Below are 14,229 nucleotides of genomic sequence, written 5' to 3'. Positions count from 1 at the left end.
ATTTATAACATATTTTGGTCCGGATGAGCGAGTTTTTTATGGTTTTTGGCGCAGTGGATTCTAAGCGGATTTTGAGTAGACTTGAGCGTGGAAAATCGCGATTTTGCGTCTGTTAACCAAACGCGGTTCGCGGGCGCGAAACCGGGCACAACGCGCATTTAGTTGGTCGGTTCACAACAAGTGAAATAGATTTTGGCGAATTAGCGTCAGCAGTTTTCGTGCAACGATGTTCGAAGCTCGCATAGGGATTTGCCCACTTCAGGCAAAATGGAATTGAGCGCTTCACAGTCTCGAAACACTTGGACATTCACGTGATCGGTCATGGTCGACATCGATTGCAAAATGCGGGTCATTCCAAAGGTGAGGTCATCCGGCGCGTAGAGGAAAATTGTTAGTTTTTGCCGGCGCGGTCCATAGTGGCGCACCAATCTAGCGTGGATCGAATTTAGATCGTCAAACGTCATGTCTGTTCCAGTGACCTCAGACAGATCGATGACGGTTAAAAAGCCAAACTTTGCTGTTTGGGTGATTTGTGAGTCCAGATGCCAATCTATGACATCATCGGGTGAAACTTGCCCAAAACATCGGGCGAATAAAACATTATGCTCAGGTAAATTATACAATATGCGTGGCATGTAACTATACTTTAGGGCGAATAACCAATGTTCATTAATTAATTATTTCATTTGCTTACCATTTTGTTAACAGGGTTACCCACACAGGTCCAAATAAAAAACACAACTTTAGCGAGTGTTGTGCGGCAAGCAAAAGAAAGCCCGCTTCAAAGAGCGGGCTTTGCTTATTCTTTAGGCTGAATGTGAGCTTAATCCATCGCTTTGAAGTTCAGCGCCACACCATCTTTGATGCCAGAGAACCAGCGGGAGGAAACCTTTTTGGTCTTTGTGTAGAACTTGAAGGCGTCAGGTCCGTATTGGTCCAGATCGCCGAAACCAGATTTCTTCCAGCCGCCGAAAGAGTAGTAGGACAATGGAACTGGGATCGGGAAGTTCACCCCAACCATGCCAACGTTTACGCGGTTCACGAAGTCACGGGCTACATCGCCGTCCGCGGTGTAGATCGCTGTGCCGTTGCCATATTCGTTTTCGACGACGAGCTGCAATGCGTCTTCGTAATTGTCTTCGCGCACCATGGACAGGACAGGGCCAAAGATCTCTTCTTTGTAGATGTCCATGTCAGGGGTGACATCATCAAACAGAGTTGGACCCACAAAGTAGCCATCCTCATAACCTTGGATGGACAAGCCGCGACCGTCGGTCAGAAGTTTGGCACCCTGATCAACGCCCGAGGTGATCAGGCCTTCGATGCGGTCTTTTGCTTGCGCGGTGATCACTGGGCCAAAGTCCACATCATCGCCACCGGTGTAAGGGGCAACTTTCAAAGACTCGATCTTTGGAACCAGATGTTCAACCAGCTTGTCAGCGGTCTCTTTGCCAACGGGGACAGCGACAGAAATCGCCATGCAGCGTTCGCCAGCTGCGCCAAAACCTGCGCCAACCAGCGCATCTGCGGCTTTTTCGATATCCGCGTCAGGCATGATGATCATGTGGTTCTTCGCGCCACCAAAACACTGGGCACGTTTGCCGTTGGTCGCCGCGCGGCCATAGATGTACTGCGCAATCGGGGTGGAGCCAACGAAGCCAACCGCCTGAATGGTTTCATTGTCCAGGATCGCGTCAACACATTCCTTGTCGCCATGGACAACTTGCAGAACGCCGTCTGGCAGACCTGCTTCGCGGAAGATCTCTGCAATGCGGTTTGCGGTGTTCGGCGTGCGTTCTGATGGCTTCAGAATAACCGCGTTGCCGCATGCAATCGCAGGGGACATTTTCCAAAGCGGGATCATCGCTGGGAAGTTGAACGGTGTGATGCCTGCGACCACGCCCAGAGGCTGACGGATAGAGTAGAGATCAATGCCAGGACCGGCGTCGCCAGTGAATTCGCCCTTTAGCATCGCTGGTGCGCCCATGCAGACCTCAACCACTTCCAAACCACGCTGGATGTCGCCTTTGGCATCAGGGATGGTTTTGCCGTGCTCTTTGGACAGGATTTCAGCCAGCTCGTCCATGTGTTGGTTCAAGAGGTCGCCAAACTTCATGAAGATACGCGCGCGGCGCTGCGGGTTCACTTTGGCCCATGCTTTTTGTGCTTGGGCTGCTTTCTCAACAGCTGCGTCCAGCTCGGCTTTTGTGGCCAGCGGGACTTTGGTGATGATTTCGCCCGTTGCAGGGTTGCGCGCTTCTGCGAAACGTCCGGAAGTGCCGGCGACTTTTTCACCGTTGATCAGGTGTGTGAGCTCTTGCATCGAGTCCTCCATCAAATGCCTTTGCGTTACTTTAGTCTTGCAAATCCGCATGTAAAAGGTGAAGTAATCCAAATTGGTTTTGCAAAAATGCAAAGGATATAATCCATGCAACCGCAATGGGATGATATTAGGGTGTTTTTAGCCGTCGCGCGGGATGAAAGCCTGTCTGGGGCAGGCAAGAAGCTCAAGATGGACCCAGCAACGGTTGGTCGGCGCATTGCGCGGCTAGAGGCTAGCTATGGTGCTCCGCTGTTTGGGAAGTCGCCCACAGGCTATGCCCTTACAGATCTGGGGGAGCGACTGGTTGAACATGCGGTTCAGATCGAACAGTCCATGGAAGCGGCCGCAGAAGAGGTGTCCGGCGGTAAGGGCACCCTTAAAGGCCACATCCGTATTGGGGCACCAGATGGGTCTGCGAACTTCCTGCTACCGCAAGTTTGCGCGGAGATATCTCGGGCAAACCCCGAACTCGAAATCCATATCGTTGCTTTGCCGCGGGTTATTAACCTTTCCAAGCGCGAAGCGGATTTTGTAATCGCCGTCAGCCCGCCTGTGGCTGGCCGTTTGATGGTGCAAAAGATATGCGACTACCAGCTTAGCCTAGCGGCGGCAGAAAGCTATCTAGAGGGCAAGCCAGAGATCCGCAGCATTGAGGATGTGAAAGCCCATAAGATTGTCGGCTACATTCCAGATATGATCTTTGACAAAGAACTGGATTACTTGGGTCAAGTTGGCATTGAGAAACCTGATTTCGGGTCAAACTCTGTATCGGTTCAGATCAACTGGGTCAGGCAGGGGGCTGGCATCGGCTTTGTGCATGACTTCTCGCTGCCGATGAACCCAAGTGTGCGGCGGATATTGACGGATCAAGTGCGCCTGACCCGATCATTTTACTTGGTACGCCATCAAGATGACAGTCGACTTGAGCGCATGAACCGATTTGCGGCAGCGCTGTCAGAGGGCATGCGCAAAGAAGTGGCGCGGTTGGAAACGCTCGTTTCGCCCTAAATAGGTGGCAAGGATGCGAAATTATTGACTTTTGCAGATATTGCGCCGAGACTTTATGGAACGCAATAATTGTTCAAGGAGATTTCTCGCTTTGCTGGTCTGGCAAATACTTAAAGATAAAGGAAACAACGACGTGGTGTCCGTCCAGCCCGGAGCTTTGGTACGTGATGCGGCGCAAATTCTTGCAGAACGTCATATTGGTACGGTTGTGATTTCAACAGACGGCGAAGCCGCAGACGGCATTTTGTCAGAGCGCGACATTGTTCGTGAGATCGCCGTTCAGGGTCCCGAATGCATGGCCCAAACCGTCGATGCAATCATGACTAAGGAATTGATCACCTGCTCACTGCAGGATGACGCAGTGGATATCTTGGCGACGATGACCCAAGGGCGTTTTCGGCATATGCCTGTCATGGATGACGACAAAATGGTCGGTCTGATCACTTTGGGTGATGTGGTCAAAGCGCGCCTTTCTGAGCTGTCTTTGGAAAAAGAGGCGCTTGAAGGCATGGTCATGGGCCGCTGACATCCGGTTGACGTCCCGTAGTATTCCGTATGCGACGTATCACCGCTTGCAATTCCTAGCGCAATATTGTTGCGTGCGGCGCAACGGAAGCTGGAGAAATTGAATGCGTATCGGCCTATATCCCGGAACTTTTGATCCAATCACACTGGGTCATGTGGACATCATTCGCCGGGCAACCGTTCTGGTGGATCGTTTGGTGATCGGCGTGGCGATCAACCGCGACAAAGGCCCATTGTTCTCACTGGAAGAGCGCGTTGCAATGATTGAGGCGGAATGCAGCAAGCTGTCTGAAGAGACAGGCATTGAAATCGTCGCGCATCCTTTTGAAAACCTCTTGATTGACTGCGCCAAAGAAGTCGGCGCTCAGACCATTGTGCGTGGCCTGCGGGCAGTGACGGATTTTGAGTATGAATATCAGATGGTTGGTATGAACCGCGCGCTTGATGCAAGCATTGAAACCGTGTTCCTGATGGCGGATCTGCAGCATCAGGCGATTGCCAGCAAACTCGTTAAAGAGATCGCGCGCCTTGGTGGGGATGTCAGCAAATTCGTAACACCTGACGTTAATGCTGCTCTGAAAGCACGCCTCGGTTAATTCCCCCCGCTGACTTCCCCTTGGCATTATCGCGATGGCGGTTATCTTGGGTGCAGGCCTTACAAGAAGGCGTGCATCGATGAGGGTAATATGAGCGGTCTTTTGGCATTGTTGGATGATGTGGCAGGCATTGCCAAAGTGGCGGCGGCCTCCATTGATGATGTTGCGGTCAATGCCGCTAAGGCAGGGGCCAAAGCAGCGGGCGCTGTGATTGACGATGCGGCTGTGACGCCGAAATACGTGCATGGGTTCCGTGCAGAGCGTGAATTGCCGATCATTTGGCGCATCGCCAAAGGCTCTTTCAAAAACAAGCTGCTGATCCTTCTGCCCATAGGGCTTCTTCTGGCGAATTTCGCCCCGTGGATGATCCCGCCTTTGCTGATGCTGGGCGGCGCGTATCTTTGTTTTGAAGGCGCTGAAAAGATTGCCCATGCGCTGTTTCACAGCGATGAAGGCCATCACGTCTTTAAAGAAGACGAGGTCGAAGGCGATCCGGCGCATTTGGAAGAAGAGAAGGCGGCCGGCGCGATTAAGACCGATTTCATTCTGTCTGCAGAGATCATGACCATTGCCCTCGCAGCGATCCCAGAGAGCAACATCTGGATGGAAGCGGCAACTTTGGCCATGGTTGGGATTGGCATCACCATTGCGGTCTATGGCTCTGTCGCCCTGATCGTGAAAGCGGATGATGTGGGGCTGTGGTTGGCGAAAAACGGTCGCCTCGGACTGACAAAAGCACTTGGGCGGGGGATCGTACGGGCTATGCCCGGCTTTATGCGATTGCTCACCATTGTTGGAACCGCGGCGATGTTATGGGTGGGTGGCTCGATTATCGTACATGCTTTGAAAGAGATGGGCTTTGGCTGGCCCGCGCACCACATCCATGACTGGGCCTACGCAATTGCCCATATGGTGCCGGAAGCCTGGGAAGGCTTTGTGAAATGGCTGAGCACCGCGACCATGGATGGGATCCTTGGTTTGGCCTTGGGCTTTGTGCTGATCCCCGTGGCGTCTCGGGTGATTGCGCCTGTGTGGACCGCGCTGCGGCCTAAGAAAGCGTGAGACTTCGCTGAGAAGTTGGATGCCTCCGGCGGGAGTATTTGTACAAAGAAGAAATGCGGGTTTGTGAAAAGAAAAGGGCGCTCCGATTGGGGCGCCCTTGCTGTTTGGTATGCTGAGATGCTTAGAACATCGCTTTGACTTTTTCGGCCACGTTTTCCGCTGTGACGCCGAACTTCTCGTAAAGCTGTCCCGCTGGCGCAGAGGCGCCGAAGCTGTCCATGCCAACAAAATCTGCTTTGCCGTTCTTGCCGCGCTCACCTAAGAGCCACTGATCCCAACCTTGGCGCACGCCGACTTCGATACCAACGCGCACTGGACCTGCTGGCAGGACCTTGCGGCGGTAGCTTTCGTCTTGCTCTGCAAAGAGTTCCATACATGGCATGGAGACTACCCGTGTGCCGATGCCTTCTGCTTGCAGGATGTCGCGGGCTTTCAGGGCGATTTCCACCTCAGACCCAGTTGCGATCAGAATTGCTTCGCGTTTGCCTTCGGAGTCCGCCAGAACGTAGGCACCTTGTGCGGTCAGGTTCTTGAGCTTGTGCTCTGTGCGCACAGTTGGCAGGCCTTGACGGGTCAGGGCCATCACAGATGGGGTTGTCTTGGTTGTCACCGCGATTTCCCAAGCTTCTGCTGTTTCGACCGTATCCGCTGGACGGAACACATAGGTGTTTGGAGTCGCGCGGGAGATCGCCACGTGTTCGACCGGCTGGTGTGTCGGGCCGTCTTCGCCAACACCGATGGAGTCATGGGTCATGACAAACACGGTTGGGATCTTCATCAGAGCCGCCAGACGCATCGCAGGGCGCGCGTAGTCGGTGAAGGCCATGAATGTACCGCCATATGGGCGGATGCCACCGTGCAGGGCCATACCGTTCATAGCAGAGGCCATACCGTGTTCACGGATGCCCCAGTAGATGTAGCGACCTTTGCGGTTGTTGGTGTCGAACATGCCAAGATCATCGGTCTTGGTGTTGTTGGACCCGGTGAGGTCCGCAGAGCCGCCAACGGTTTCTGGCATCACAGCGTTGATCACTTTCAGCGCCATTTCAGAAGACTTCCGGGTGGCCACTTTTGGCTGACCTTCCGAGACTTCTTTCTTCAGCGCTTTGATCACTGCAGACAGCTTGTTTGGCGCTTCCATTGCATAGGCGCGGTTAAAGCGCTTTTGTTTTTGGCCTGAAACTTCGGCAAAACGCGCTTCCCATGCTTCACGCTCTGCTGCGCCACGGGAGCCGATCGCTTCCCACTGCGCCTTGATGTCCGCTGGGATTTCAAAAGAACCGTAATCCCAACCCCAAGTATCCTTGGCCGCTTTCAGCTGCTCTGGATCTGTCAGTGCGCCGTGGCCCTTAGAAGTGTCTTGTGCTGCGTGGCCCAGAGCGATGTGGGTTTTGCAGGCAATCATGGATGGTTTTTTGGTTTTCTTCGCGGCAGTAATCGCTGCGTCGATCTGTTCTGGATCGTGGCCATCGATTTCCTGAACGTGCCAGCCAGATGCTTTGAAGCGCTGAACCTGGTTTGTCTTGTCAGACAGTTCCACGGTGCCGTCGATGGTGATGTTGTTGTTGTCCCAGAAGACGATCAGGTTGCCCAAAGAGTGGCGACCTGCGATGCCGATTGCTTCTTGAGAGATACCTTCCATCAAGCAGCCGTCGCCCGCGATCACGTAAGTGTTGTGATCAACGATTTTCTTGCCGTATTGAGCGCGCTGGATTTCTTCGGCAATCGCAAAACCGACAGAGTTCGCAATACCTTGGCCCAGTGGACCCGTGGTGGTTTCAACCGCGTCGATCAAGAAATTTTCCGGGTGGCCCGCTGTCAATGCGCCAAGCTGGCGGAAGTTCTTGATCTGATCCAAAGTGACTTGCTTGTCGCCGGACAGATAGAGCAGGGCGTAGATCAGCATAGAGCCGTGACCTGCGGACAGGATGAACCGGTCGCGGTCTGGCCATTGCGGGTTCGCCGCGTCAAATTTCAGGTGCTTTTCAAACAGCACTGTTGCCACGTCGGCCATGCCAATTGGCATGCCGGTGTGACCGGAATTCGCAGCGGCAACCGCATCCAGCGCTAGGGCGCGGATCGCGGTGGCTTTCATCCAATGGTCTGGGTTTTTTGCTTTCAAAGCGGCGATGTCGGCGTTTTCCACGGGGCAACGTCCTTCGGTTTGTGTGTGCGTCACCGCTCTTTAACAGGCTTCTACGTAATATCAAGCTGACCATCGGTTTGAGTTCCACGGAATGTGGGATCGGCAGGATTAAGCGCAGTCCGCAAGTCTTTGAAATGAAAGGGGGAGCAATTTCAGTGAAGCTCGTTTAAACTGGTTGAAATAAGCTGCGGCTTTCGATTCGTAGCGCTTCTTTTTGATGCGATTTGCTTAAAAATTGATAGCGCAAACATTTTGTCGAATCGGACGTTGGAAACTGTTCATATTGTGAACGGCACGGCGCAGTAAGGTGGGACGGACGAAAGGACGGCAGGGATGACAGAGATTGCAGATCTCGAAAACAGATTGTCAGCGGCGTTGGATCGGATTGCGAAAGGCATAGATCAACTCGACGCAGCTCCCGTTGCTGAAGAATCTTCAGAAAGCTTAGAAGATCAAAGCGTTATCCAAGATCAAGCAGCTCGGATTGTTGAGCTTGAAACAGCACTGGAGGCTGAGAAAACAGCAAAAGCGGCACTTGAAGCTGAGCTTGCCGCTGCAACATCTGTTAAGCCTGATGCCCCATCTGAAAGCGCGGATATTGAATCTGTGAACCGCGCCCATGAGGAAGAACTGGAATATATGCGTTCAGTGGCAAATGCAGAGCGTGAAGCCTGGAAGGGGCTAAACAGTCGCCTCGTGCGTTTGCGTCGAACCAATCGCCTAATGCGCAACAATGCCGCTCAGATCCGTAAGGCTGCGGCGGAAAATGTCGTAGATGCTGGTGCAATCAACGCTTCGCTTGAGGCGGAACTGGAAGCTTTACGCGCGACACATGAGGTTGAGCGCGCAGAGACGGATGTGATCCTGAAAACTCTGCAGCCTCTCTTAGGCGACCCCACTTTCGACGCGGCTGAAACAGAGGAGGCGGTCTGATGCCAGAGGTTGATATCACAATCGGGGGCCGCACCTTTGAAGTGGCATGCCAGGAGGGTGAACAACACTTCCTGCAATCTGCAGCCAAGATGCTGGACGATGAAGCGCGTGTTTTGACCAGCCAAATCGGACGCATTCCAGAGGCGCGGATGCTCTTAATGGCAGGCTTGATGCTAGCGGACAAAACTGCCGGTTTGGACGACAAAATGCGCGAGCTTGAGGCCAAGGTTGCAGAGCAGGCGGAAGAAATTGAGAGCTTGAAAAATACGCCACTTCCGTTGCCTGAGAAGGTCGAAGTGCCAGTGGTGCCAAACTCTGTGACTGACGCGCTTGGCGAGTTGGCCGCGCGCGCTGAAGCTCTAGCAAGCACAGTAGAAGAAAAGGCGACCTCTTAGGGCCGCCTCTTAAATTCTTACATCTTTAAAATGACTTACGCGTTTGCTTCGCGGATTTTATTCGCCATTTCTTTGTCGTAAGCCACACCATTGTCGTCAAACAAAGTGTCAAGCTCACCGGACAGAACCATTTCGGTTACGATGTCACAGCCGCCAACGAATTCACCTTTGACGTAAAGCTGTGGAATGGTTGGCCAGTCAGAGTAATCTTTGATGCCCTGACGCACGTCTTCATCTGCCAGCACGTTGATGTCAGTGAATTCCAGGCCGATGTAGTTAAAGACCCCAGCAACGCGGGACGAGAACCCACATTGCGGCATTTCTTTTGTGCCTTTCATGAAAAGCACTACGTCATTGGCTTTGACGGTTTCGTCGATACGTTCTTTTACGTCGCTCATTGCGCGTTTCCTTTACTCCGGGGCTTTGGTTGTTAGGGCCAAAGCGTGTAACTCTCCGCTGTCGATGGCGGATTTAACGGTGGCATTCACGGCGCGCTGCTGTTGCACGCGGCTCATGCCTTTAAAGCTTGCATCCACCACTTCAGCGGCAAAATGCTGACCATCATCGCCCATGACGGTGATTTGGGCGTCAGGGAAGCCTGCGCGGATCATAGCTTCGATGTCAGAGGCGAGAATGGCCATTTTTGCTCCTGTATATGTTTGAATACCAATCTAGGGCGCGCCCTATACCGCTGCAAGCGGGTTTAGAGATATGCGGCCAAAGACTGCAGGTAATTTGGCACTTCTGCTAAGGCGTCTTGCACCTCAGGGTCTTCAAAATCGTAAATCGATGTTGGGTTTTCGGGGCACAAAGCAGCGGTGAGGGTGGCGCCTTTGGCCAGAGCAGACTTAGGGACCGGCAGTTTCTCGGACTCTTTCAGCAGAAGCAGTGCTTCGTGAATCGGACGCAGGACCCGAAGCGCATAGGTCATATGGGTCAGCAAGTCAGGGTCATCGCGCCAGTTCTCGCCATCAAACAGCTCTTGGGTAATGCGTTGGCCCGCGCCGGCACAGGAATATGCGACACAACCCTTAAAGCCCTTGCGGTCCAGGTCCTTGTGGATTGTGCAGTCAAAACAAGAATTTGACAGGTTCGGGCAGGGGGCATCCGCGGCTTTAAGCAAGCCAAATTCGTCGTTGTCGTCGAACGGATAGGCCACGCAGCAAATCGCTGCGCAGCGAGAGCAATCAGCCGTAAGGTCGGGGAAAGGGGAAGCTTCCCCCGCCATAGGTTAGGCGACAGCCGCGGCAAAGCTGCCGCGGAAAATCTCTGCCAGTTCTGTAAGTGGTGCTTCAGAGCTGCCGAACTTAACGGTGTCACCGGTGAACTTACCAACGGATTGGATGGTTACACCCGCTTTGCCTGCTTCCAGCATCAAGGCTTCGGCTTGATCGAAGTTACATGCCACCAGATAACGCGCTTGGTCTTCGCCAAAGAGCTCTGCTGTCACGTCGCTATCGAGCTGAACCCCAACACCCGCTGCTTCCGCCAGTTCGAATGCTGCCAATGCCAAGCCGCCATCTGCGATGTCGGTGCAGGCTTTGATCAACGCACGGTTTGCGCGGATGAATTCGCCGTTTTTCTTCTCTTCCGCCAGATCAACGGTCGGAGCGTCGCCTTCTTCGCGGTTGAAGACTTCTGCGAGTAGCGCAGATTGACCTAGATGTGTGCCAGCTGCGCCCACCAGAAGGGCCACATGACCTTCGCGGACTTCACCGTCGATTGGTTCTTCATCTGCCGCAACCAAACCAACGGCACCGATCGTCGGGGTCGGTAGGATTCCCTTGCCGTCTGTTTCGTTGTAGAGGCTGACGTTGCCGGAAACGATTGGCATGTCCAGTGCAGCGACGGCTTCGCCGATACCTTTGATCGCACCCACGAATTGGCCCATGATTTCAGGCTTTTCCGGGTTGCCGAAGTTCAGGTTGTCGGTGGTTGCTAGTGGCAGCGCGCCCACAGATGTCAGGTTACGATAGGCTTCAGCAACGGCCTGTTTGCCGCCCTCAACCGGGTTTGCTTTCACGTAGCGCGGTGTCACGTCAGAGGTGAAGGCCAGCTTTTTGTCAGTGCCATGCACACGCAACAAGCCAGAGCCTTTGCCCGGACCGCGCGCGGTGTCTGCCATCACCATGGAGTCATACTGATCGTAGACCCATTGCTTACCCGCATAGTTCGGGGAGGAGATCAGGGCTTTTAGCCCGTCAATCGCGTCCACTTGTGGCACTTCGGCCAGCTCTTCTGCTGCAGGCGTTTCCACCCAAGGGCGGTCATATTCAGGTGCAGTGGAGGACAGTTTGGACAATGGCAGGTCGGCTTTGACTTCACCGTTATGCAGGATCAAGAAACGGTCTTCCGCGATGGTTTCACCGACGATGGCAAAATCCAGATCCCATTTCACGAACACGGCGCGCGCTTCTTCTTCCAGTTCTGGTTTCAGAACCATCAGCATGCGCTCTTGGGATTCAGACAGCATCATCTCGTAAGCTGTCATGTTCTCTTCACGCTGTGGCACATCTTCAAGGTTCAGCTTCACGCCCAAGCCACCTTTGTCGCCCATTTCCACTGCGGAGCAGGTCAGACCCGCCGCTCCCATGTCCTGGATGGAGATCACGGCGCCGGTTTGCATCAACTCGAGTGTTGCTTCCATCAGCCGTTTCTCGGTGAACGGGTCACCGACCTGAACGGTAGGGCGCTTCTCTTCGATGGTGTCGTCAAATTCCGCAGACGCCATGGTTGCGCCGCCAACGCCGTCGCGACCGGTTTTTGCGCCCAAATAAACAACCGGCATACCCACGCCGGACGCCGCGGAGTAGAAGATGCTGTCAGATTTAGCCAATCCCGCCGCGAAGGCGTTCACAAGGCAGTTGCCGTTATAAGCTGGGTGGAAGCGCACTTCGCCGCCCACGGTCGGAACGCCGAAACAGTTGCCATAACCGCCAACACCTTCAACCACACCATTCACCAGCTGTTTGGTCTTTGGGTGGGATGGTTCACCGAAGGAGAGGGAGTTCATGGCCGCGATAGGACGCGCGCCCATGGTGAAAACGTCGCGCAGAATGCCGCCAACACCGGTGGCCGCGCCTTGGTAAGGCTCGATATAAGACGGGTGGTTGTGGCTTTCCATTTTGAAGACCACCGCGTCGCCATCACCAATGTCGATGATGCCCGCGTTTTCGCCCGGACCACAAATAACCTGAGGGCCATCGGTCGGCAGGGTGCGCAGCCATTTTTTGGAGGACTTGTAGGAACAGTGTTCGTTCCACATTGCAGAGAAGATACCCATCTCGGTGAAGGTTGGGTCGCGACCCAGAATGTTGATCACTTCGGCGTATTCTTCAGGTGTGAAACCGTGTGCCGCAATGACGTCTTCGGTGATTTCTGGGTCTTGCATATGTGTCCCCTGTAGTGGCGCGCAGGTTGGTTTGCGCGCTCTTTACGACATGGTTGCCCAAAGGGGAAGGGGCGGATGCGTCTAGGGCATTATTTAAAGCGACTCGATAGAGGTCCAGAAGGACGCGGGCGCTTATTCCAAAAAAAAGGGCCGAGCAATAAGCTCGGCCTTAGTCCAACAGGGAGGTATGAAGATGATGCGCTAAAAGGCAATCACCGTCTTCGAGAGATGAAATAGTGGGCAGAGTTGAAACGAGCAAGGTGCGTTGGTGCAAACCCGTTATGCAATGGGTGCATGGCTGTAGGTTTCAGAACGTAGTTCAGGTGTGAAAACAGAGCTTGTTGCCGTCCAGATCTCGCGCATATGCGGTAAAGCGTGGCCCGCGCGGCCCGGGTTTGCCTTCGCAGGTCCCGCCCAATTCCAACACTTTCTGATACAGACGCGTGACGTCTGCTTCAGTCCCCATGTCAAAGCCAAACATCATGCCATTTCCGACAGTTGCAGGGGCCTCGTCAAACGGGGTTGCAACCGCAAAGGCAAAGTTTTCATTGCCCCAATAATGCATGCGGTCGCTGCCGCCGAGGCTTGCGACTGGGGATCCCTCAAAGAGTTGGTCGTAAAATGCAATCGCAGCGGCCAGATTATTGGTGCCCGCAACGAAGTAGTCGAGTTTCATGAGCTTTCCCTCTGTTAACTTAAAAAAATCAACGCGCAGACTCTGCGCGTTTCTCGACATTTGAATAACAAAGGTCCCTGACACTCTTTGACAGGACGGGGGATCAGAGGTGCGACTTAAGCCGAAAGTTCGCGCAGATGCTTGCGGTAATCCACGATCTCGTCTTGAACAAAGTCCCGGAACGCTTGAATGCGCTTGGAATGGCGCAGCTCTTCTGGGTAGGCTAGGTAGACCGGCACGTCTTCGCTTTCGATGTCAGGCAACACGCGCACCAGCTCTGGATGTTCTTCAACCACGTAATTTGGCAGAACGCCAATCCCAAGGTCATGCAAAACAGCTTGAAGAACGCCGAAGTAGTTGTTCACCATCAGGCGCGATGGGATTTCGGTTTCAAGCAGTTGATGGGTCAGGGATGAACTTGCGCCGACCTGAATGGATTCAGTGCGTTGATAGATCAAACGGTGTTTGGCCAGATCTTCCAAGGTTTCCGGCATGCCATGTTCATCGATGTAGTTCTGTGTGGCAAACAAACGAATGCGTACGCTCATCAAGCGCTTGCGAATAAGGTCCGCTTGGCTTGGCTCTTTCATGCGGATCGCCGCATCAGCCTCACGCATCGGCAGATCCAGAACCTTTTCTTCAAGCATCAGGTCGATGTTGAGATCTGGGTGCAGTTCATAAAGCTTGTGAAGGCGCGGAGCCAACCACAGAGTGCCAAAGCCAAGCGTGGTGGTGACGCGCAATTCACCAAACACTTCTTCTTCGCTGTCGCGAATACGCGCGGCAGCGGCGTCCAAGCGCTTGGACATAGAACGTGTCGCGTCAAACAACAGCTCGCCTTGTTCGGTCAGAATCAACCCACGGGCATGGCGGTGAAACAGGGTGGTGTTTAGGCTTTCTTCAAGCGCACGCACCTGACGAGAGACCGCGGATTGGGACAAATGCAGTGTGTCGCCCGCATGGGTCAGGCTGCCCGCATCGGCCACAGCGTGAAAAATTCTCAGCTTATCCCAGTCCATAACGGCACCTTTCGAATTACCCCTAAACCCATAATAGAATTTAGAAATAAACGGAACAATCCAAGCACACTTTCTTGTGGACAGTTGCGGTTTTTCGCTTGGGATGTGGCTTTGGGGCTCTCTTTTCTTGATTTAGAGTGTCGTCATTGCCTGTG

General features: G+C 53.7%; 15 protein-coding genes. 6 read left to right on the top strand and 9 right to left on the bottom strand.

All coding sequences use genetic code 11. The features are described from left to right. Nucleotides 1-206: 206 nt before the first annotated feature. Both TA5113_RS17045 and TA5113_RS15730 read right to left on the bottom strand, forming a co-directional pair. Entirely contained in the window at nucleotides 207-464 is a 258-nt protein-coding gene (locus TA5113_RS17045; RefSeq protein ID WP_131726435.1) for a hypothetical protein, read from the bottom strand. A gap of 359 nt (nucleotides 465-823) precedes the next feature. Next, complete coding sequence (locus TA5113_RS15730; protein WP_058316146.1) at nucleotides 824-2,323, bottom strand: CoA-acylating methylmalonate-semialdehyde dehydrogenase; 1,500 nt, start codon at nucleotides 2,321-2,323, stop codon at nucleotides 824-826. 105 nt (nucleotides 2,324-2,428) lie between these two features. Between TA5113_RS15730 and TA5113_RS15725 the strand changes: the two genes are divergently transcribed. From TA5113_RS15725 to TA5113_RS15710, 4 genes are all read left to right on the top strand, one after another. Next, nucleotides 2,429-3,331, top strand: coding sequence for a LysR family transcriptional regulator (locus tag TA5113_RS15725; RefSeq protein ID WP_058315928.1), 903 nt, complete (start codon nucleotides 2,429-2,431; stop codon nucleotides 3,329-3,331). A gap of 91 nt (nucleotides 3,332-3,422) precedes the next feature. Next, a complete protein-coding gene (locus TA5113_RS15720) occupies nucleotides 3,423-3,857 on the top strand; it encodes a CBS domain-containing protein (RefSeq protein ID WP_058315929.1) in 435 nt (144 codons plus the stop codon). A gap of 103 nt (nucleotides 3,858-3,960) precedes the next feature. Continuing rightward, nucleotides 3,961-4,452 carry a pantetheine-phosphate adenylyltransferase gene (gene coaD, locus TA5113_RS15715; RefSeq protein WP_058315930.1) on the top strand — a complete coding sequence of 164 codons (492 nt, stop codon included), beginning with the start codon at nucleotides 3,961-3,963 and terminating at the stop codon, nucleotides 4,450-4,452. Between the two features lie 90 nt (nucleotides 4,453-4,542). Then, nucleotides 4,543-5,514 (top strand): DUF808 domain-containing protein, encoded by a 972-nt coding sequence (locus TA5113_RS15710; RefSeq protein ID WP_058315931.1) that lies wholly within the window; start codon nucleotides 4,543-4,545, stop codon nucleotides 5,512-5,514. A 121-nt stretch (nucleotides 5,515-5,635) separates the two neighbouring features. Here TA5113_RS15710 and tkt read toward each other — a convergent pair whose 3' ends face one another. After that, entirely contained in the window at nucleotides 5,636-7,609 is a 1,974-nt protein-coding gene (tkt, locus tag TA5113_RS15705) for a transketolase (protein WP_058316147.1), read from the bottom strand. Nucleotides 7,610-7,993: 384 nt separating this feature from the next. Between tkt and TA5113_RS15700 the strand changes: the two genes are divergently transcribed. Beyond that, nucleotides 7,994-8,593: a hypothetical protein gene (locus tag TA5113_RS15700; protein WP_058315932.1), complete on the top strand. Its 600-nt coding sequence runs from the start codon at nucleotides 7,994-7,996 to the stop codon at nucleotides 8,591-8,593. Further along, the gene (locus tag TA5113_RS15695) at nucleotides 8,593-8,988 is read left to right on the top strand and encodes a cell division protein ZapA (protein ID WP_058315933.1); all 396 of its coding nucleotides are present in this window, start codon (nucleotides 8,593-8,595) and stop codon (nucleotides 8,986-8,988) included. The genes TA5113_RS15700 and TA5113_RS15695 overlap by 1 nt, the downstream gene beginning before the upstream one ends. 35 nt (nucleotides 8,989-9,023) lie before the next feature. Here the strand turns inward: TA5113_RS15695 and grxD are convergent, their stop codons facing one another. From grxD to TA5113_RS15665, 6 genes are all read right to left on the bottom strand, one after another. Further along, nucleotides 9,024-9,386, bottom strand: a complete 363-nt coding sequence (grxD, locus tag TA5113_RS15690) for a Grx4 family monothiol glutaredoxin (RefSeq protein WP_058315934.1) — start codon at nucleotides 9,384-9,386, stop codon at nucleotides 9,024-9,026. A 12-nt stretch (nucleotides 9,387-9,398) separates the two neighbouring features. Further along, nucleotides 9,399-9,629 carry a BolA family protein gene (locus tag TA5113_RS15685; RefSeq protein WP_058315935.1) on the bottom strand — a complete coding sequence of 77 codons (231 nt, stop codon included), beginning with the start codon at nucleotides 9,627-9,629 and terminating at the stop codon, nucleotides 9,399-9,401. Between the two features lie 62 nt (nucleotides 9,630-9,691). Further along, nucleotides 9,692-10,147, bottom strand: coding sequence for a hypothetical protein (locus TA5113_RS15680; RefSeq protein WP_058316148.1), 456 nt, complete (start codon nucleotides 10,145-10,147; stop codon nucleotides 9,692-9,694). A 72-nt stretch (nucleotides 10,148-10,219) separates the two neighbouring features. Further along, the gene (purL, locus tag TA5113_RS15675; RefSeq protein WP_058315936.1) at nucleotides 10,220-12,379 is read right to left on the bottom strand and encodes a phosphoribosylformylglycinamidine synthase subunit PurL; all 2,160 of its coding nucleotides are present in this window, start codon (nucleotides 12,377-12,379) and stop codon (nucleotides 10,220-10,222) included. A 319-nt stretch (nucleotides 12,380-12,698) separates the two neighbouring features. Then, nucleotides 12,699-13,055, bottom strand: a complete 357-nt coding sequence (locus TA5113_RS15670; protein ID WP_058315937.1) for a VOC family protein — start codon at nucleotides 13,053-13,055, stop codon at nucleotides 12,699-12,701. A gap of 116 nt (nucleotides 13,056-13,171) precedes the next feature. Continuing rightward, on the bottom strand, nucleotides 13,172-14,074 hold the full coding sequence (locus TA5113_RS15665; RefSeq protein ID WP_058315938.1) for a LysR family transcriptional regulator: 903 nt from the start codon (nucleotides 14,072-14,074) through the stop codon (nucleotides 13,172-13,174). Nucleotides 14,075-14,229: the final 155 nt, after the last annotated feature.

Source organism: Cognatishimia activa (genome assembly GCF_001458335.1).
In the GTDB taxonomy this organism is placed as follows: Bacteria; Pseudomonadota; Alphaproteobacteria; order Rhodobacterales; family Rhodobacteraceae; genus Cognatishimia; species Cognatishimia activa.
Note: the sequence above shows the minus strand (reverse complement) of the source record. Positions and strands in the feature narration are given on the sequence as shown.

Excerpts from the sequence above, each read along its gene's own strand:
- TA5113_RS17045 (WP_131726435.1), bottom strand. The coding sequence starts at position 464 with ATGACGTTTGACGATCTAAATTCGATCCACGCTAGATTGGTGCGCCAC.
- TA5113_RS15730 (WP_058316146.1), bottom strand. The coding sequence starts at position 2,323 with ATGCAAGAGCTCACACACCTGATCAACGGTGAAAAAGTCGCCGGCACT.
- TA5113_RS15725 (WP_058315928.1), top strand. The coding sequence starts at position 2,429 with ATGCAACCGCAATGGGATGATATTAGGGTGTTTTTAGCCGTCGCGCGG.
- coaD (WP_058315930.1), top strand. The coding sequence starts at position 3,961 with ATGCGTATCGGCCTATATCCCGGAACTTTTGATCCAATCACACTGGGT.
- TA5113_RS15710 (WP_058315931.1), top strand. The coding sequence starts at position 4,543 with ATGAGCGGTCTTTTGGCATTGTTGGATGATGTGGCAGGCATTGCCAAA.
- tkt (WP_058316147.1), bottom strand. The coding sequence starts at position 7,609 with ATGAAAGCCACCGCGATCCGCGCCCTAGCGCTGGATGCGGTTGCCGCT.
- TA5113_RS15700 (WP_058315932.1), top strand. The coding sequence starts at position 7,994 with ATGACAGAGATTGCAGATCTCGAAAACAGATTGTCAGCGGCGTTGGAT.
- TA5113_RS15695 (WP_058315933.1), top strand. The coding sequence starts at position 8,593 with ATGCCAGAGGTTGATATCACAATCGGGGGCCGCACCTTTGAAGTGGCA.
- grxD (WP_058315934.1), bottom strand. The coding sequence starts at position 9,386 with ATGAGCGACGTAAAAGAACGTATCGACGAAACCGTCAAAGCCAATGAC.
- TA5113_RS15685 (WP_058315935.1), bottom strand. The coding sequence starts at position 9,629 with ATGGCCATTCTCGCCTCTGACATCGAAGCTATGATCCGCGCAGGCTTC.
- purL (WP_058315936.1), bottom strand. The coding sequence starts at position 12,379 with ATGCAAGACCCAGAAATCACCGAAGACGTCATTGCGGCACACGGTTTC.
- TA5113_RS15670 (WP_058315937.1), bottom strand. The coding sequence starts at position 13,055 with ATGAAACTCGACTACTTCGTTGCGGGCACCAATAATCTGGCCGCTGCG.
- TA5113_RS15665 (WP_058315938.1), bottom strand. The coding sequence starts at position 14,074 with ATGGACTGGGATAAGCTGAGAATTTTTCACGCTGTGGCCGATGCGGGC.